The sequence below is a fragment of the Rivularia sp. PCC 7116 genome (genome assembly GCF_000316665.1).
Lineage (GTDB): Bacteria > Cyanobacteriota > Cyanobacteriia > Cyanobacteriales > Nostocaceae > Rivularia.
The window spans coordinates 5,038,896-5,056,972 of sequence record NC_019678.1 but is presented as its reverse complement, the minus strand read 5'-3'; the positions used below and the strand labels follow the sequence as shown (position 1 = coordinate 5,056,972).

16 protein-coding genes are annotated in these 18,077 nt (G+C 37.2%); 10 read left to right on the top strand and 6 right to left on the bottom strand.

What is annotated here, in order from left to right; genetic code table 11:
• The first annotated feature begins 168 nt into the window (after nucleotides 1-168).
• Nucleotides 169-552: a hypothetical protein gene (locus RIV7116_RS19590; RefSeq protein ID WP_015120049.1), complete on the top strand. Its 384-nt coding sequence runs from the start codon at nucleotides 169-171 to the stop codon at nucleotides 550-552.
• On the opposite strand, the gene RIV7116_RS19585 is transcribed toward RIV7116_RS19590, so the two are convergent.
• Together RIV7116_RS19585 and RIV7116_RS19580 are read right to left on the bottom strand one after the other, a co-directional pair.
• A complete protein-coding gene (locus tag RIV7116_RS19585; protein WP_015120048.1) occupies nucleotides 521-5,422 on the bottom strand; it encodes a caspase family protein in 4,902 nt (1,633 codons plus the stop codon). The genes RIV7116_RS19590 and RIV7116_RS19585 overlap by 32 nt on opposite strands.
• A 152-nt stretch (nucleotides 5,423-5,574) precedes the next feature.
• Entirely contained in the window at nucleotides 5,575-6,000 is a 426-nt protein-coding gene (locus RIV7116_RS19580) for a hypothetical protein (protein WP_015120047.1), read from the bottom strand.
• Between the two features lie 360 nt (nucleotides 6,001-6,360).
• On the opposite strand from RIV7116_RS19580, the gene RIV7116_RS35945 reads away from it, so the two are divergent.
• Both RIV7116_RS35945 and RIV7116_RS19575 read left to right on the top strand, forming a co-directional pair.
• Nucleotides 6,361-6,501 carry a hypothetical protein gene (locus RIV7116_RS35945; protein ID WP_015120046.1) on the top strand — a complete coding sequence of 47 codons (141 nt, stop codon included), beginning with the start codon at nucleotides 6,361-6,363 and terminating at the stop codon, nucleotides 6,499-6,501.
• 21 nt (nucleotides 6,502-6,522) lie between these two features.
• Nucleotides 6,523-7,233, top strand: coding sequence for an ankyrin repeat domain-containing protein (locus RIV7116_RS19575; protein WP_232435829.1), 711 nt, complete (start codon nucleotides 6,523-6,525; stop codon nucleotides 7,231-7,233).
• Here RIV7116_RS19575 and RIV7116_RS19570 read toward each other — a convergent pair.
• Nucleotides 7,154-8,566: an RNA-guided endonuclease TnpB family protein gene (locus RIV7116_RS19570; protein ID WP_015117597.1), complete on the bottom strand. Its 1,413-nt coding sequence runs from the start codon at nucleotides 8,564-8,566 to the stop codon at nucleotides 7,154-7,156. The two genes, RIV7116_RS19575 and RIV7116_RS19570, sit on opposite strands and share 80 nt — an antisense overlap.
• 69 nt (nucleotides 8,567-8,635) lie before the next feature.
• Here RIV7116_RS19570 and tnpA point away from each other — a divergent pair, with 69 nt between their 5' ends.
• Both tnpA and RIV7116_RS19560 read left to right on the top strand, forming a co-directional pair.
• Nucleotides 8,636-9,049, top strand: a complete 414-nt coding sequence (tnpA, locus tag RIV7116_RS19565; RefSeq protein ID WP_015117596.1) for an IS200/IS605 family transposase — start codon at nucleotides 8,636-8,638, stop codon at nucleotides 9,047-9,049.
• Nucleotides 9,050-9,130: 81 nt separating this feature from the next.
• Entirely contained in the window at nucleotides 9,131-9,382 is a 252-nt protein-coding gene (locus RIV7116_RS19560; protein WP_015120044.1) for an ankyrin repeat domain-containing protein, read from the top strand.
• Nucleotides 9,383-9,489: 107 nt separating this feature from the next.
• Here the strand turns inward: RIV7116_RS19560 and RIV7116_RS19555 are convergent, their stop codons facing one another.
• A complete protein-coding gene (locus RIV7116_RS19555; protein WP_232435711.1) occupies nucleotides 9,490-10,242 on the bottom strand; it encodes a hypothetical protein in 753 nt (250 codons plus the stop codon).
• Between the two features lie 251 nt (nucleotides 10,243-10,493).
• Between RIV7116_RS19555 and RIV7116_RS19550 the strand changes: the two genes are divergently transcribed.
• The 3 genes from RIV7116_RS19550 (at nucleotide 10,494) to RIV7116_RS19540 (ending at nucleotide 14,318) form a co-directional block, all read left to right on the top strand.
• A complete protein-coding gene (locus RIV7116_RS19550; protein ID WP_015120042.1) occupies nucleotides 10,494-11,669 on the top strand; it encodes a sigma-70 family RNA polymerase sigma factor in 1,176 nt (391 codons plus the stop codon).
• 101 nt (nucleotides 11,670-11,770) lie between these two features.
• Nucleotides 11,771-12,949 carry a DUF1822 family protein gene (locus RIV7116_RS19545; protein WP_015120041.1) on the top strand — a complete coding sequence of 393 codons (1,179 nt, stop codon included), beginning with the start codon at nucleotides 11,771-11,773 and terminating at the stop codon, nucleotides 12,947-12,949.
• 247 nt (nucleotides 12,950-13,196) lie between these two features.
• The gene (locus tag RIV7116_RS19540) at nucleotides 13,197-14,318 is read left to right on the top strand and encodes a Gfo/Idh/MocA family protein (RefSeq protein ID WP_015120040.1); all 1,122 of its coding nucleotides are present in this window, start codon (nucleotides 13,197-13,199) and stop codon (nucleotides 14,316-14,318) included.
• 169 nt (nucleotides 14,319-14,487) lie between these two features.
• Here the strand turns inward: RIV7116_RS19540 and RIV7116_RS19535 are convergent, their stop codons facing one another.
• Nucleotides 14,488-15,036: a TIGR02281 family clan AA aspartic protease gene (locus RIV7116_RS19535; protein WP_015120039.1), complete on the bottom strand. Its 549-nt coding sequence runs from the start codon at nucleotides 15,034-15,036 to the stop codon at nucleotides 14,488-14,490.
• 355 nt (nucleotides 15,037-15,391) lie between these two features.
• On the opposite strand from RIV7116_RS19535, the gene RIV7116_RS19530 reads away from it, so the two are divergent.
• Nucleotides 15,392-16,234, top strand: coding sequence for a lysophospholipid acyltransferase family protein (locus tag RIV7116_RS19530; protein ID WP_015120038.1), 843 nt, complete (start codon nucleotides 15,392-15,394; stop codon nucleotides 16,232-16,234).
• Between the two features lie 41 nt (nucleotides 16,235-16,275).
• Nucleotides 16,276-16,776 (top strand): O-acetyl-ADP-ribose deacetylase, encoded by a 501-nt coding sequence (locus RIV7116_RS19525; protein ID WP_015120037.1) that lies wholly within the window; start codon nucleotides 16,276-16,278, stop codon nucleotides 16,774-16,776.
• A 269-nt stretch (nucleotides 16,777-17,045) separates the two neighbouring features.
• Here the strand turns inward: RIV7116_RS19525 and RIV7116_RS19520 are convergent, their stop codons facing one another.
• On the bottom strand, nucleotides 17,046-18,026 hold the full coding sequence (locus RIV7116_RS19520) for a sulfotransferase domain-containing protein (RefSeq protein ID WP_015120036.1): 981 nt from the start codon (nucleotides 18,024-18,026) through the stop codon (nucleotides 17,046-17,048).
• Nucleotides 18,027-18,077: the final 51 nt, after the last annotated feature.

The window sequence follows — 18,077 nt, the reverse complement described above, 5'->3', positions numbered from 1 at the left end:
TACTGCGATCGCAGTTGGTAGCTAAGTATATATAGCGGTTTTCATTTGGGTAATTTATAAACTATACCTCATCTTGGAAAAAAAAGAAGATGAGATTGCGGATGTATTGGACTCAATCGAAAGCTGCTATGGGCACATTGAATTTCTAAGTTGTCGCGAGCGGTGAATATGAAAAGGCAAATTCTTGGTTCAACAATTGCAGTATCAACAATTCTCTTAACTGCCTTTCCTGGTTTGAAAAACGCGGTAAAGAACATTGCATCGGGTAAAATCCATAAAGTTAAATATCAAGCTGTCAAGCTAGATAATTCAATGGATGCCATGTTAAATCCAGAACAAGGTGGCATCAGACCAATGCCTCCACCACCACGTTGGATTCCACCAGTAGAGGAAGGTATAAATCATCAGCTACCTCCGGCTCGTATGCCTAAAAAACCTGGTTACGGTAACTATACACCGACACGATATTTACCACATTCAACACCTGGGAGAAATCCTTTAATCAAAGATAAACTTCAACTCAGGAACAAACCTGCTTATCCCATTCGCTAACGTTGCTGTTCCATTTTAGGTAGTCATCCAACCAATGACATCCTTGTGCGAGTAAAGCATTTAATTTTAAGGGTTGGAGTTCTACTTTTTCTAAATTCCAAAGCTTCACAGTTTTATCGGCACTAGCGGTAACAAGAGTTTTACCGTCTGGGCTGAAATCTACGCTCCTGACGTTACCATTATGTCCCTTAATGGTTTTAATTAATTGACCGTTTTTGCTACTCCATAATTTTACCGTATCGTCATCGCTGCTAGAGGCGATCGCCTTACCGTCAGGGGAAAACACAACGCTAGTAATAGAATCAGCGTGTCCGTTAAGAGTTTCGATTAATTTGCCGTTGCGCTGCCAAATTTTGATGGTTTTATCGGCGGAAGCGGAAGCAAGCATATTACTATCGGGGCTAAAATTGATATCCCAAACGCTATTAGTATGTGCGGTAAGATTGTGCAGCAATTTACCGTCACGACTCCAAATTTTGACGGTGTTATCGGCACCAGCAGAAGCAATAATTTTACCGTCGGGGCTAAATTTAACTTTCGTAACCCAACCATTATGATCGTTAAGAACTTTGACTAATTTACCATCACGAGTCCAAAGTTTAATTGTGCCATCAATCCCAGATGAAGCAAATACTTTACCGTCGGGACTAAAGTTTATATTAATTATCCAACCGCGATGTGCTGGTAAGGTATGTATTAAGCGATTATCCTCACTCCAAATAGTTAAAATTCCATCGTCACTACCAAAAACAATTTTTTTATCGGGACTAATATTAAAGCTAGTAACGTTATTTATCGGTGCAGACAAAGTTTTAAGTAATTTACCATCTTTGCGCCAAATTTTCATGGTGCCGTCATCGCTAACAGAATTTATTTCTTGACCATTTTTAGTAAATTTGACGCTAGTAACTTCATCTGTATGTCCGAAAAAAGTGTTTGTTAATATGCTATTGATATTCCACAGTCGTACTGTATAATCATCACTGGCGGTAGCTAGAAAATTACCACCTGGACTCAAACTGATACTATTAATTTGATTGTTATGGTTGATAAAAGTATCGGTCAAAGTATTATTTTGATTCCAAATTTTGATAGTTTTCCCCATAGGCACGGTATTTAATAAATCCCCGTTACGACTCCATAACTTAATAGTTTCGTCATCGCTTGTAGAAGCAATAATTTGTCCGTTGGGACTAAAGCTAACGCTAAACACATCTTTGTCATGTCCCTGCAAAGTTTTTAATAATTTACCGTCAGTACTCCAAAGTTTAACAGTATTGTCATTACCAGCAGAAACTATCATTTGATTATCTTCGGAATAAATAGCTTGATTTACACTTTCAAGATGTCCTGACAAAGTATTTAACAGTTTGCCATTTCTATTCCAAATTTTTATCTTAGTATCGTTACTTCCAGAGATGATTTTTTCACCATCCTTAGAAAAATTAATACTGTTAATTCCACTATCATGTGCCCGAAAACTTTTGAGTAAATTACCTACAGCGTCCCATAATTTAACTGTTTCATCGTCACCAGCAGTAGCAATAAATCTACCATCGGGAGAAAAACTGACAGAATTTACTCCAGCATTGTGAGCAACTAAAGTATTAACTAATTTGCCATCTCGCCGCCATAATTTAACAGTATTATCGCTGCTAGCAGAAGCAATTATTTTACCGTCGGGAGAAAAACTAACTGAATTTACCCAAGAAGTATGTCCTTGAAAGCGGTTTTTTTCGCGAATTTTTGACATTATCTGTTGCAGCGCATTCAATGTTTGATAGCGTATCGGTGACGGTACCGCAATAGTTTTTTGCAACTGCTTTCCAGCTTCCACACTATTAAGTAAAGTTTCTAGCTGCCTATCCGATAATAAATTAGCTTTCGACGAAGAATTTAAAGCTTGAATCTCTCGTATATTCGCTTCCCTGCCTTGAAGATAAGCCAAACCAGCAAAACCGCAAGAAGCAATACCTAGAATACTCAATGCAACTAAACCCCTTTGTGCCCGTCGCAATCTTCTTTTTTCTTCAAATTGTTGATACTTTCTTTGCTGTAAACAAGCTTCTATAAACTGTTTGACATTACTAGATAACTCATCCGTATACTGAAGGTAAATATCTTCCGCTTCAGCCAAGCGCACACCCTGCAACAAAAAATCGTTATTTTCCCCATTTTGTTTCCACAGTTGAGCAGCTTGAGAAACTTGACGTTGCAAACGCAGACGACTGCGATTTTCCTCCAGCCAACCCCGTAAAGTATTCCAATAACGAATTAAAATTTCGTGAGCGACTTCTACTGTTATGGAATTAGATTTTGCACAAAGCTCGGTTTTCTCCCCATCTTCATTACCAACAACAATCAACTTTACAGCCACAAAAGCAGCCAGTGTTTTCTCAACTAATTCTGCGTGGAATTTTTTAACTATTAAGTCAGATTTAAATATTCTTCTTCTAGTATCTTCCCTACCTTCTCCCAATTGAGTTAAAGAAAGAAAAATCCATTTTGCACATTCTTGGGCTGAAGGAGACAAATTGTCGTATACAGCTTGAGATGAACGTTCTAATGCACCTTTTATTCCACCTAATTTTTCTTCATATGCTTTTAAAGTTAACTCTCCTTGATGACGATGCTGCCATAACTGCTCTAAAACAAATTCTAATAAAGGTAAATCGCCAACAGAATTATCTAAATCTCGCAGCAGTATCTCAGTTAATTCCGGTTCAACTTTTAATCCTACCTGCTCGGCTGGTTTAACTATCACCTGACGATAATTATCTTGATTTAACTGAGGTGGAACTAATAAACTTGAATCCTGCAATAATTTTGTTAAGCTGGTAACTTCCAAACAAGAAGCAACAAAATCGGCTCTTAAAGTAATAATTAATTTAAATCTATCCGATGCATATTGCACCGCAGATAATAATATTTCTAAAAATTTTACTCTTTCTTTTACTGATGCCAGAGTAAATAATTCTTCAAACTGATCTATGACTAAAACTGTAATTGTTTGGGGAATCTTTCGCAATCGGTAAACAAAGTTTTCGGGAGAAAGGGGATGAAAGAAAGAAAATGTTGCGGCAACTGTTTCTAAAGGATTATTGCCTGGGCGTAAAATTTTAATTAACCACTTTTCGCTGTTAGGTATTTGTTTTCCTTTTCTTAACGTAGGAATTAAACCGGCTTGCACTAAAGAAGACTTACCGCTACCGGAAGCACCAACAACTGCAACAAAGGGATTGTTTTTGACTTGATAAATTAGTTGCTGAGTTAAATTTTCTCTACCGCAAAAGTACCTGGCATCTTCTGGAGAAAAAGCATTTAAACCCATATAGGGACATATGTTTAAATCAATGGCTTGCTTTTGATTTCTAGATGTAAATTCGCTTTTACCGGGAATAATTTCAATAATTCCTTGGGTACCGGAAAGCCATACTTTCAAATTGTCGCTACCTGCTAACTGTAATTGTAGTTGCGATATGCATCCAGCGGCAGATAATCCAGTTGTTGCAGGAGTTTTTGTCAAAGTATCGAGTAAAATCTGAGAAAATTGCGATCCAGCAGAGACTACTAAACATTGCCCTTGCTGGGAATCAATTTGTAAATCTTCTAACCATTCTTGTACGTTAGAAGAATTTGAATCAAAATTGGGACAATCTAGAATAACAATTTGCTTGGCAGCAATATCGTGCAATAAATGTTTTAACCAAGAACGTTTGATGCGGATATTTTCCCCTAATATCAATCCCTCCCAAGTAGAAGTTTCTTCTATGCTTCCCCGCAGATAAAGTAAAACCGTTTCTGCGGCATTTGTTTTTAAGCGATCGCTAATTATTTCTTTTAGTTTTTGGGCGGATAATTTTGCTGCTTGTAAATATTCAAGCTGGAAATTTCCTACGCTTCCCAACAGTTTACTAATTTCTAAAGTTTCTTGGCTATCCGAGAATCCTTCAATCACTAAACCGACACGATTATTGACTGAAAGCGCATTTTTTGGGGGAGCTTTCGCCAAAATTATTTCTCCCACTCCTTCCACAATCCTTTTTGGAGTTTGTAAAGAATATTCCCGTTGTAGTAAAGTATTCCCCTTAGCTTGTTTCTGCTGATTAATTAGCCTTAACTGCTGGTTGGTTTTATCGACATACTGGAGAGTTTGATAATAAACATATTGATATAAACCATCCGCAGAAATTACACCTTGCGAGTTAGCCGCCCCACCAAGCAAACCCCGCATTAAAAAATAAGTAAATACTCCATGTCCTAATTCTGGAAATTCCCAAGACTGTTGATTGGTATCGCAGGAAAGCAATGCATAAAAACCTTTACTATTAACGGCATTTTGCTGTAATATTTCAACTAATTGTGGCGTTACTCCTCTTAACGTCATACCGCCACTATGACAAGCATCAAGCCATACTAATTGATTTTTTGCCGCACAATTATTCAAAGATTGTAAAAGTTCGCTGACAGCTAAACCCGTATCAAGTAATTTTGATTTATAGGTGTCTCTTAAACATAAAAAGGCTTGATTAGTAGATGATTCGAGAACACCATGACCGGAAAAATAAAATAAAACGGTATCATGGGGTTTTGCATCAACAATAATTTTTTGTAGAGAAGTACGTATATTTTCTAGACAAGGAGTTCGAGGAGTTGAATCGTGATATATATTAGCTTCTTTTCGGGAGAATTTATCTGTTGTATCTTGTAAAGCCGAACTTAAACCCTGACAATCTACCGCTGAATAACGCAGGTTAGGAATTTGTTCATCCTGATATTGGTTCACCCCAATCAAGAGCAACCATAATTTGGCTGCACTTTCTTTATTTTTGTAGTTTAAACGACTGGTTGCAATACCAATTGGAGACATTTTAATACCTTTTGATTAAATAAAATGTAGCTACCCCCTGCTTTGTTTTTCTTTAAATAGAAAAATCGGACAAAATCAGTTAGATAATACTGACTTTACCCGTTAATAAAATATACGATTTTTTCGATTTATTCTAGTTTTACCCGAAAAAATTAACGCTTGCGGAAAACGGCTCTAGATGTGTAATTTTGTCTGTTACTGTTATCTTTGAACTGGGTAAAGCTTTGTAAACTCAATCTATCTCTACCTCTGAGGTTAATAGTCAACAAAGTATTTGCAAAACTCTTGTTATAGGTAGTAGTAGCAGAGCGATGATTTCTATCTTGAACGCTGTTACCGTAGGTAGTTAGTCTAGCTCTACCCCAATCGCAATCTCTGGGGCTACAGCTACCGTATGTTCTGACAATTAATCTGTTTCCAGAAACTCTTCTAACAACCAGCTTAGTAATTCCGCGAGTATTAGAATTTGTATTTACCCAGGTACCAACGAAGTCGCGGGGTGCAGCCAAAGAGGGGCTAATAGAACCGATGCTTAATACTGTACCAACAGCCGCAACAGCCAAGGAACGCTTTAACATATTTAAACTCCTAGAAATATTGTTTAGTTTTAGTGTGTTTGGGTTTGAATCCCTTCTAATATCTATTACGTTTGTGCTGGGATTTTTATGCGGGGTTTTCGGAATATTTTTTGAGAGTTTTTTTGTTGAGTTATAGTTTTTGGGAGAAAAAAACCGCAGAGGAAGAAAGTTATAGAGAGATTAGGGTTTTATTTGTAGGGTGCGTTATCGCGGAGCGTAACGCACCACTTATCTACAAAACATTTAATGCTTAGAAAGTTTTTCAAAGCGTCAAACACTCTACAAAAAAGATGATTCCTAGAAATTTTATTAAAAAAAACGGTTAAACTGAGCTTTTATATATAGGGGTGTTTTTATCAAATGACTATTCAAGCTTTAATATTTTACGTATTACTTGCTATTACAGGAGCGCTAATTATTTGGCGAATTCGTACCAATCCAGTCACTCAAATACGTGATGGAGTTATTAATGGTGATATTGAAAAGGTAAAACAATGTTAAAAAAAAGGTGTTGATGTTGATATCGAAGTTTTTGGAGGTACACCACTTTTTTTAGCTGTTTGTGAAGGTAATAAGGAAATGGCTGAATTTCTGGTTAATAATGGAGCAAATATTAACCAGGGATTAAACGAAGAAAATGGTTCAAATCCATTATTAGAAGCAGCAACGAACAATCATACCGAACTTGTTGAATTTTTTCTGGCTCGTGGTGCTGTGGTTGGAATTCACTTTGCTGCTTTTAGAGGAGATATCGATGCTGTGGAAAAGTTTATAAAACAAAATGTTCAAATCAATTCCACACGTAGAGGTGGGACTCCATTGAATCTAGCTGTAATGGGTAATCATAAAGAAATAGTCAGCTTGCTTTTAGATAATGGTGCGGATATTAGTCTTTATTCTGGAGGCGGAAGACCTTTAGATTGTGCAATAAGATACAATCATTTAGAAATTGCTGAATTACTTATTGAGCGTGGTGCGTATATAAATCATGATAGTGGTAGTCATCCACTACGCTTAGCTATTTGTCAAAATAAAATACAGATTGTGGAATTATTAACAAGAAAAGGAATCAATTTTAATAGCCTTGATTCGTTACATTTAGCTGCAAGCAAAGGATATTTGACATCTCCCAGCTTTGAAAAAAACTGGGATTCTAAGCAGTTGTCACTCCGTAGTCTAAAGACATACTGCGTGACATTGTTTGCTTGCGATAAGACCTTTTTAGATTACTAAAAATATCGTACCGTTTGGGGTGTGTCAAAGCACCCCGTTTAATTATTTCAAAAGCTAGTTTTGCGATGCCGGAGTTAATAAAAATCTGGTCGGCAACCTTTCGTAGAATGTTAGATGCTGCATTTAAATCTGCATGAATCAATAAACCGTCTTTTGTGCGGTATACATCTCTACTAATTCTTTTACCTGATGGCTTCCATTCTATGGGTTTTGCACCGTATTGATGTAATTCATCATTATCAATAAAAGAAGCTTTAGAAGTATACTCCTCAGTGGTTATGTGGAATCTAATACCATATTCTTCACACAATTGTCTTAACCTCTCAATAAGTCTTTTGGTTGGCATTGAAACAACTTCATAATTATTGTTTCTACCAATATTAATGTTGGTTTTATTTCCCTCATTCCAACCAATTACTAAATTCCCGATACCGTCTTTTAAGCATTTATTGATGATAAACCTAGCGGCTTTATTTACTGCATCTCTGACTTGTAAATTGCGTTTTGCTGTGATTCTATCAAGGTAATTGTCCCAGTATCTACTAGGTTTGTTTTTCTTATGTTGCTGTACTTGATTTCGATATTTATGGAGTGCAGTTTTTAGCTGTGGAGATTCAACAATAAAACTTTTACCAAGGGTAGTAACTGCTGACAACCAAAACTTTACACCGTGATCAATGCTAATTGCATGATTGTAGTTAAGACTCTTATTATTTATAATTGGCTGTTTACCATCGTCTATCACCCAATCAACCCAAAACTCTCCACGACTAGGACGAATAATTACTTCTTTAATCCAATCAAAGCTAATAAATTCGGGCAAAATAAGCTTAATTGATGTTATTAATTCAGGCTTTGTTGCTTTACTGATTGAGGGATAAATATAACCATTATGACAAGCCAAGGCTTGTTTTGGGAACGTAACTGCGAATAAACCACCAGACTTTCTGTACTTGGGAATTGATGGCCTACTGCCATCTCCTAAGTAATACTTATCCACTAATTTATTGTAACTAGTTATTGATTCTCCTACTAACTTTAATGTTTGTTGTGCAGCTTGTGCAGCCAATGAAAAGTAGTGAATGCAAGTTTTAAGCTGTTTATCTAAATGATAATAATTAGTTTCTAATCTGTAAGTTTTCCAACCACTTCTAAGTTCATCTCCACACCAGTAAGTTGTATTAGCCTTTCTTTCAAGTAGCATTGCATAATGATTCTGGCGTGCCAGATAAATAGCAGAGTTATATAAACTGTTTGAATGCTCACACTGATCTACCCAGAAAGCTTTTTCTTCATCCGTAAATTTTGCTTTTATTGGAACTGTTTTGTACACTTGACCACCTCCTTGTTTATTAATATAGTTGATTCAACATAAATAATCAACAAAAAACCCTGATATAAAATGGCTAAGTTGTCAGCGTCAGATTATGAATACAGAAGGGCTGAAAAATCCGTGTCATCGATAAATTATCACTTTGTGTTTGTCCCAAAAAGACGTAAAGCAGTATTAGTTAATGAAATCGCTATGCGGCTACAGGAAATTATTTTTGAGTTAGTAAAAGAACATGGCTGGAGATTAATCGCTCTTGAAGTGATGCCAGATCATGTACATATGTTTATCAACTCACCGCCACATGAGTCAGCTTCTCAAATTGCAAAGTGGGTTAAGGGTAGAGCATCTAATATTCTAAGGAAGGAATATCCACAGTTAAAAAAATTACCTACTTTGTGGAGTCCTAGTTACTTTGTAGCTACTACAGGACAAGTAAGTACCGACGTTATTCGTAAGTATATTGAGAACCAAACTAGTAAATAAAAGAAACACGGAAAGTTAAAACTTTACCTGTCCGTTTCATCCCCTGGTTATAAACCAGGGGTTCTCACGTCCCAAGATATTTTGATAGAAATTGCAGAGTTTTTATTAAAAAATGGTTTACCAATAAATGCTCGCGATGCAGATGGTAAAACACCGTTGCATCATGCAGCATCAAAAGGTCATTTAGAAATGGCTGAATTTCTTATAAACAATGGTGCAAAAGTTAATAGTATCACTTGCCTCGGAGACACTCCTCTTTCAGAAGCAAAAGAATGGAATCATGAGGAAATGGAACGTTTATTAAAAAGTCACGGTGGAAGGGATGTTATATAAATCCACCTACTACTTACCTAATAGATTTAATTTGCAATCTTCTGAAACCTCACCCCGCCCTGACGGGCACCCCTCTCCTTGTTAAGGAGAAGGGAAAAAATTGTAAACTACTTACGCCATTTTTCACTCCAGGCACCCGTAACATTGAAACCAGATCCCGCAGGAGTAAGCTTCAAGGAACCGAAAGCAAATTTATTGCAAATTGGACCGAAAGGAGTATCGCAGATATCGCTGGCACCATAACCTTTATATCCGCGAGTACCGATATGAGAGTAAGTACTTCTTCCCCAGTTACCGTTACCAAACCAAGTAGTATTTTTACGTCCGACGCGAAGCACGCAACGCAATCCAGAACCTCGACGCTTCCCTGTTAAGTCAGAAACTTTATACTGGTCGAAGTAATTTCCGCAAGTTTTAGGTCTGGGTAAAGGCTTATAGGAAGTAGATTTCACTGGAATCCATTCTTCATTCCACGCACCAGTAACTCTAATTTTGGAACCACTAACAAACTGTAATTTCAAATTACCGTTAAAGTTACCGTTGAAATATTCTCCATTGCCGTGCATATCGGAAGCAAAACCAATCAGATTCCTACCTCTGTAAAATGCCTGTCCGACGTGACGATAAGTTCTACCGCTCCAGTTACCTTCTCCATACCAAGCAATCCGAGGAAGACGGTTTCTTCTGCTGCCATTAGCAAATTTTACGCAACGGATACCTTTACCTTTAGCATTTGTCAAAGATTTAACAATATAAGTTCTTGTATGAGGAGCGCAAGTAAACTTTGATGCTGGCTTAATCTGAAACTCAGGCGCGGGTAGAGACGGTTGAGCGAGTGCAACTGATGCTGTAGAAAGCATTAGCATGCTGCCGAAAACCACTGACTTTATAGTATTAACAAACATATTTAAACCTCATTAATAGCTTTTAGACTGTCTATAATCTAGATACGTATAGGTTCAAAAATTTATGCCGATATTTGTAAAATTATTTCGATCAATTCAGAAATTGCTCGGTTGCTATACTCTTGATTACTTGCAGCAGAGTTCTTCTTGAATTTGTAGCGCTATAGCTCTTATACTATATTTCCCATACTGGCTTGTATTGTTTTATGCAATCGAGAAATAATCTTGTTGAGATATTTTCCACTTTCTTACAATTTGATGCAGACCGTTTTCGGGGTTGGGTAACTGATGGTAAACTGCGTCGGAGCATGTCTAATCGTCTAGAAAAAAAACAAGCGGAAACTTCCGATAATTTTTGGGCGCTTTACTGGTATAAAATGTGGCGAATTAGTCCCCAGCCAATTGCCCAAGAACATCTCTTAGCTTATTTACAGGAAAGTTGTTACTGGAGTTCGTTAAAAGCAGCAAACACATTTGCGAATATTCAGTACAATCTTTCCGACTGCTTTCAAGTCGCGATCGCAAAGTTTGATAAAGTTCTCAAAGGGTTTAATTTAAATTCCGGTTATCGACTGAAAAACTACGCTAGTGCTGCTTTTGGAAGTATTATCCGCGATACATTGCGTCAGCGTCACGAAGTTGATATTTGTTCGGTTTGGAGTTTGTTACGCAAAACTAGTCAGAAGCGTTTGATTGAATCTTTGCAAGAGTCGGGTTTGCCAAAAGATACAATTGCTAATTATGTGCTGGTTTGGAATTGTTTTAAGACTTTGTACGTACCAACCCAAAGCAACAGCACCAGGCAGCTTCCCCGCCCTGACGACACAATTTGGTTGGCGATCGCTCAAACCTATGAGAAACAAACGAATACAGTAATTGATTCTTCAACTGTGGAAACCTGGCTGCTCAATTGTGCCACTTCTATCCGTAAATATCTTTATCCGACTGTAACTTCCATTAATGCTCCGGTTGGTGAAGATTCATTTGAATGGGTAGATAATATTGCAGCGAACGAAGAATCTTTATTAAATGAAATTATTGCCGCAGAAGAAGAACAAAAAAAAGTTTCTCAACAATCCGAGATAAATACCGTATTAATAAGTGCAATTACTCAATTAGATATACAAAATCAGCAAATTTTACAGCTTTATTACGCGGAAGGTTTAACTCAACAGCAAATAGCCAAACAGCTAGAAGTCAAACAATATACAGTTTCTAGAAGATTAAGTAAAACCAAAGAAACATTACTACGCTCCTTTGCAAAATGGAGTCAAGAAAAACTGCATATTTCTTTAACATCAGACATATTAAAAACTACCAGCACCGTAATGGAGGAATGGCTGCAAAGTTATTACAGCGAACAGTTAACAGTTAACAGTTAACAGTCAGCAGTCAACAGTTGTTCACTTGCAGGGTGTGAATCATCAATGCCCAATTACCCATTACCCATTACCAATTCCCAATTCCCAATTCCCAATTCATCATGAACAACATTTCCTTATTTACCTTTACTTCCCCAACAGACTTGATTTTGGAAATACCTTTAAACGTTCAAAATCAAGCTTGGGATAAAAGCCGGAATTATTCTAATTCTGCAAATTGCTATCAAGCATATATGAATAAGCTTTGCCTTCTGGCAGTCTTACCCTGGTTAGAGTCAGAATTCGCTCAGCAGGCAAAGCTTTCGCCCAGTACCACTGCATTACCCAGCTTGTGGGAGCTGGTTAATGGATGTTCAATTACGCTTAGTGACGGCACAAAATTTGTGTTAGTTCCCAATGAAGATATTGATTTAAGCGAGTTACAGGTTCCCCAAGAGTGGGTAGATATTCCTAGTTTTGTTGGGGATTATTATTTAGGAATACAAGTACAACCGGATGAAGGTTTTGTTCGAGTTTGGGGTTATTCTACTCATGCTCAACTTAAAATTAATTCGAGTTATGATGCTGTTTTTAGAAATTATTCCTTAGATAGAACAGATGTAACTACAGATTTAAGCGTATTAACGGTAAGTAAAGAATTTTGTCCCCAAGAAATAACCCGTAGCCAAATCCCACCCCTAGCAAATTTGACTTCACAACAAGCCCAAAATTTAATTTTGCGTTTGGGAAATCCAGAAATATTAAACCCCCGTTTGGAAATTCCTTTTACCATTTGGGGAGCTTTCATCGAACAGTTGGGTTATCGCAACAGTTTATATGAAAAAAGATTGGGATTACCACAACAGTGGCATGTAATTGATTGGTTGCAAAATGGGGTTTCCCAAATAGCAGAACAATTTGGTTGGAGAAGTTTTAATCTAGAAACGAGTATGGCAGGCGCTCGTAATCTAGAAGAAATAGAAAAATCGGGAAAAATTCTTTCTCGTCAATTAACTATTGCGGGAAAGCAATATATCCTTTCAATTATTCCTAAAAACGAACTCGAAGGAATAATTTGGCGTTTTCAACTGCGTAACGCTGCGGCAGGTGGTTTTATCCCCGGTGGTTTTAAATTAAGATTGCTTACCGAAGATTTACAAGCTTTTCCCAACAATGAGGATATTACTGCAACCGCAGTTGAAGAACTTTTTGTAGAAGTTATGCTACAACCGGGAGAAGGAATTGTTTGGGAAATTGAACCACTTCCTGAAGATTATGATAGGGAAGTTTTACGATTTTAATATTTAGGGAATTAGGAATTGGGAACCGCTAAATTGCCCGCAGCCTATAAGGCTAGGGCTATTCAAACAAAGCCCATCTACATGGGCTATATTCGGCGCATCTTTATAAAGAAATGGTATTACACCAGTTTCAAAAACCGGGTTTCTTTGGCTTGTTGCGAATGGTGCAAGACAAGATGTGAATAATAAAAAACTCAATTCGTTGTAAATTATAAAATTAACGCTTATCTACATATAATTTACTTTTATGACTGCTGCATCAAAAAATCAACAGGGTGAAATTGGCGTTGCTGTGGTGGGAACCGGATTTGGTAAAAAAGTCCATATTCCCGGATTGAAAGCCCATCCTAAAACTCAAGTAGTAGCCGTTTACAATCGGGATTTGGATAAAGCCAAAGAAATAGCTGAATCCAACGACATCCCCCACGCTTGCGATAATCTTACAGATATCCTCCAATTACCCGAAGTACAAGCAGTCGCCATATCAACACCCCCATTTCTGCATTACGAAATGGCGAAACAAGTTTTACAAGCCGGGAAGCATGTTTTATTAGAAAAACCAGTTACTTTAAATGTCACTGAAGCTAAAGAACTTTACCATATAGCTCAAGAAAAGAATTTAGCTGCTACCGTAGACTTTGAATTTCGCTTCGTACCCGGATGGCTGCTATTTTGCGAATTATTAGCTCAAAACTATGTCGGGAACAAGCGTTTAATTACCATTAACTGGTTTGGTTCCTCCCGAGCTAATCCCGATCGCGCTTGGAATTGGTATTCTCAAAAAGAGAAAGGTGGTGGTGCTTTGGGTTCTTTGGGTTCCCACACCTTCGACTACATTCACTGGTTATTTGGAGAAGTACGTCGAGTCAACGCTCATTTTACCACCGCAATTCCCCAAAGACCAGATGCTACAACCGGGGAAATGAAACCTGTAAATACAGACGATACCTGTGCGTTAACGTTGGAATTAGCCGATGGAACCCCCTGTCAAGTTTCCATTAGTGCGGTGATTTTCGCACCACGTACCCATGCGATAGAAGTTTACGGAGATGAAGGGACTTTAATTTTAGCTAGCGAAAATCAAAAAGACTACGTACATGGATTCCGAGTTTGGGGTGGAAAAGCAGGTAAACCAGTTGCAGAAATCGAAATTCCCAATCGGTTAACATTTCCGAAAAATTATGCAGATGGACGCATTTCCGGATTTTTACGAGTAGTAGATCAACTCGTTGCAGCGATTAATAGCGGAGAATCCACAACACCATCTTTACGTGAAGGAGTTTATTCTCAGTTGTTGATGGATAAATCTCACGAATCTAATGAAACGTCGAATTGGGTGAATGTGCCAAGTTTAGATACTTTGATTTAGGTTTGTAGTTGCGCTTTAGCGCATTCTAATTATGGCAAAGACAGCGCAACTACGAACGTATTTTTATTCATAGTTAAAATTAAGTACACATAATTAATTTTGTCTAAGTACTTAGTTAAGTGTTGGGTTACGCTCCGCTTCACCCAACCTACTAACAGCTTGCTGTCTTCTAACGACGGTAAAGTTCAATCGTATTTTGTCGGATTTTTACGTCGTAGTTACCAAAAAAATCGTGTCCTAAAAGTCCGGTGTCTGCATTAGGGGCTATTGCGACTCGAACATTGTTAACCTTAGCACCACCAACACCAATTGATTTAACCTGCCCCGTCTTTAATTTTATTACCGAACCATCGGCGATACTGGCTTGAAGAGTACCTGAAGGCTTTATTTGTAACGCATTTGCCATTGATTGAGTAATCAAAGTACCGCTAGCACCGGTATCAAATATCATCTCAAAAGTTTGTTTGCCGTTAAATGTAACATCTACTATGGGAGTATTCCCGCTTCGACGTTTGATATCAATTCGATAAACTCCTGTATCCACAGGTTTGACAGGTGTAATACCGCAAAGACTTCCTAAATTAATGGTTCTCCCATCCTCAGTTGTCATGAAACAGGCTCCAGGATCGTTTGCCTGGGTACTATTACCCGACAGTAAAATTAACAATGTAGATATAACTGTAACTCTAGTAGTCCACCAACTGAAAACACTTTTCATATATAATTTTCCTTATTTTGCCGAACCTGCTTATCATTAGGGTACCCATATGCATAGAAAAATTTAGCTCAGCGATATAAAGGTATGGTAAACAGTTAACAGTTAAAAGTGAACAGTGAAGAATGGATGATTTCTCGTTACTACTTGTATATTTAATCTTAGACACTTCAGTATGCTAGTTTTTAAGCTCGAATTGGTAGATGTTTTGATTTATCCATACTTGATATCACTGGTAACTGGTAACTGCTCACTGTTAACTGTAAAAATATGTTTAGTTTTCGTTTACTTGCTTAACATTAATGATGAGAGGTGGTGAATCATCGCTTTTCGCAAGAACAACGTATATATGATAAATATGAATAATCAGCAAAGAAAATCTAGATTAGGTTGGTCTTTAGATGAAAGAGATCCCAAATTTATTGAATCATTTATGCCAATTTGGGAGTGGTTTTACCGCCACTATTTTCGCGTCAAAACGGATGGTTGGGAAAATATTCCTCCTCAAGAGCAAGTATTAATAGTTGGTTCTCATAATGGGGGGATGGCAACTCCCGATATGGTTATGATGATGTACGATTGGTTTCGTAGGTATGGAACCGAACGTTTAGCCTATGGTTTAATGCATCCCTATATCTGGAAAATTAATTCCGACATTGCTAAATTAGGTGAAAAAACTGGTGCGATCGCAGCTCATCCGAAAGCAGCAAATGCAGCTTTAAAAAGGGGTGCGAGCGTTTTAGTATATCCGGGGGGACAATATGATTTATTTCGTCCCTACAACCAACGTTACAATATCAATTTTGCTGGGAATAAAGGTTTTATCAAATTAGCATTAAGACAAGAAGTTCCTATCATCCCTGCAATTTCTGTAGGAGCTCACGAAACTTTAATTGTGTTGGGTGATTTCTACGAAATAATCAAACAATTAAATACTATGGGTTTACCTTGGTTATATAATTTAGATCCAGGAGTATTTCCCATATATTTAGGTTTACCTTGGGGTTTAGCAATTGGACCTTTACCAAATATACCGTTTCCCGTACAAATACATACTCGCATTTGTAAACCAATTATTTTTGAAAAATACGGTAGAGAAGCATCGAAAGATCGCGATTATGTAGATGAATGTTACAACTTGGTTTGCACCCAAATGCAGCAAGAAATGGATAAACTGGCAAGGGAAGTTAATAATAAGTAATTGGTAATTGGTAATTGGTAATTGGTAATTGGTAATTGGATATGGAAGTTATTTTAAACGACATTACCAAGTTAGAAGTGAATGCCATAGTTAATGCTGCCAATACGAGTTTACTCGGTGGTAGTGGTGTTGATGGAGCAATTCATAGAGCAGCAGGAAAAGAACTTGTTATGGAATGTCGTTCTTTAGGAGGATGTAAAACTGGTGATGCGAAATTAACTAAAGGATATAATTTACCCGCAAATTTTATTATTCATACAGTCGGGCCAGTTTGGCAAGGTGGTAACAATGGAGAGCCAGAACTTTTAGCGAATTGCTATCGTAAATCATTACAAATTGCTATTGAGCGAAAGTTTGAATCATTGGCTTTTCCTTGTATTAGCACCGGTATTTATGGTTATCCTAAAGATAAAGCTGCTGAAATTGCGGTGAAAACTTGTTCGGAAGAATTGAAAAACAAAAATTCTCAGCTAAAAGTTATTTTCTGTTGTTTTGGTAAGGATAATTATCAGATTTATCAACGAATTTTAAATCAATTGTAATTGTAGGGTGTGTACGCTCTGCGTAACGCACCATCAGAGTCACTTTATAAGTGAAAAGCAAAAAATTACAAATAAAAAACCGCAGAGACAAGCCACTGCGTTGGGCGGGTTCCCAAGGCAGCCCTGTGCGGAGGTTCCCTCCGTTGAGGGGACTGCCGCCGACTTGTAGCAAGTGGCGCGCAAAGGACGCAGAGGAAAGAGATTATAGAGAATTATTTTTTGTGGAGTAGTTAAGGAGCTATTTAAATACTTTTTCTATCTATTTATATTTAGTTACAAAGCAAATCATCTAAAGAAAAGAAATCAACAACATGAGGACAATAATCTTTCTTTTTATTTACATAATCTCTCCACATAACTAACTCATCATCGCTTAAATAATTAACCCAATCCCCAACCATCCCTTTACGTATATGAGCTTTAGATGGATTATTCTTATCACCAACTTCGCGAGAAACTAAAACATCAGATAATTCTCCCTCAGTATCAATATGTCCCTCAGTAATTGATTTTTGTTTCATACTCTTAAAATCAGTTGCTCTCGAAATTTCTTCAGCGTCATAAGATTCAACTCCAATAAACTCAGCAAGTTTATGTATAGCTGAAATAGCATTATCTTTTTTCATATCCTCATACCTTAAAAATAATGCATCAATTTTCCCTGCTTTAGATGCTTGCAAAAATTCCTCGTGATAATCAAACCAATCACCACCTTCATATTTACTTTGTAATACTATTTCTGAAAAGAAATGACTCCAAGACCCGTTATAATAGAAAAGATGCTTTTTCCCTCTAGTATGATGCCATGCAGAAACAAAAGTATCTAGAGGATGTCTTATACATTGAATTATTCTTGCAGGTTGTTTAATTAAACCTACACTGGCATGGGATTTAAAAAACCTTGGAGATTTCATCTTTTCCAATTGAGAAAACGTTGAACGCCAGTTTTCTACACTTGCAGCCCGATCTAACCACAAACAAGCTTCTGCTGTACTAGCACCAGTTGAAATACCTTTCGGGGGAACTTTATTTATTAAATGCTCAATTATTGATATAGTCCAAGTTGTGCCAGACTTTGGATAAGTTGCGACATAAATATCACTATCTCTATTAACAAAATGGTTAAATACGTTTTGCATTCCACTCTTTGTAATAAAAGGCGGAGTATAGAAATTTACTGGCGCATTTGAATCAAACGAACGGGGTACACAGTTAATTCGTGGAATAAGGGACAGTTCTTGGTTTTCCATTACTTTTAACTCCTTAAATAAACAGATTTGCCGCACAGTGATTTATAACAA

Bases quoted from the DNA above. Each gene is read 5' to 3' on its own strand.
- RIV7116_RS19590 (WP_015120049.1), top strand. From the start codon at position 169: ATGAAAAGGCAAATTCTTGGTTCAACAATTGCAGTATCAACAATTCTC.
- RIV7116_RS19585 (WP_015120048.1), bottom strand. From the start codon at position 5,422: ATGTCTCCAATTGGTATTGCAACCAGTCGTTTAAACTACAAAAATAAA.
- RIV7116_RS19580 (WP_015120047.1), bottom strand. From the start codon at position 6,000: ATGTTAAAGCGTTCCTTGGCTGTTGCGGCTGTTGGTACAGTATTAAGC.
- RIV7116_RS35945 (WP_015120046.1), top strand. From the start codon at position 6,361: ATGACTATTCAAGCTTTAATATTTTACGTATTACTTGCTATTACAGGA.
- tnpA (WP_015117596.1), top strand. From the start codon at position 8,636: ATGGCTAAGTTGTCAGCGTCAGATTATGAATACAGAAGGGCTGAAAAA.
- RIV7116_RS19555 (WP_232435711.1), bottom strand. From the start codon at position 10,242: ATGCTTTCTACAGCATCAGTTGCACTCGCTCAACCGTCTCTACCCGCG.
- RIV7116_RS19550 (WP_015120042.1), top strand. From the start codon at position 10,494: ATGCAATCGAGAAATAATCTTGTTGAGATATTTTCCACTTTCTTACAA.
- RIV7116_RS19545 (WP_015120041.1), top strand. From the start codon at position 11,771: ATGAACAACATTTCCTTATTTACCTTTACTTCCCCAACAGACTTGATT.
- RIV7116_RS19540 (WP_015120040.1), top strand. From the start codon at position 13,197: ATGACTGCTGCATCAAAAAATCAACAGGGTGAAATTGGCGTTGCTGTG.
- RIV7116_RS19535 (WP_015120039.1), bottom strand. From the start codon at position 15,036: ATGAAAAGTGTTTTCAGTTGGTGGACTACTAGAGTTACAGTTATATCT.
- RIV7116_RS19530 (WP_015120038.1), top strand. From the start codon at position 15,392: ATGAATAATCAGCAAAGAAAATCTAGATTAGGTTGGTCTTTAGATGAA.
- RIV7116_RS19525 (WP_015120037.1), top strand. From the start codon at position 16,276: ATGGAAGTTATTTTAAACGACATTACCAAGTTAGAAGTGAATGCCATA.
- RIV7116_RS19520 (WP_015120036.1), bottom strand. From the start codon at position 18,026: ATGGAAAACCAAGAACTGTCCCTTATTCCACGAATTAACTGTGTACCC.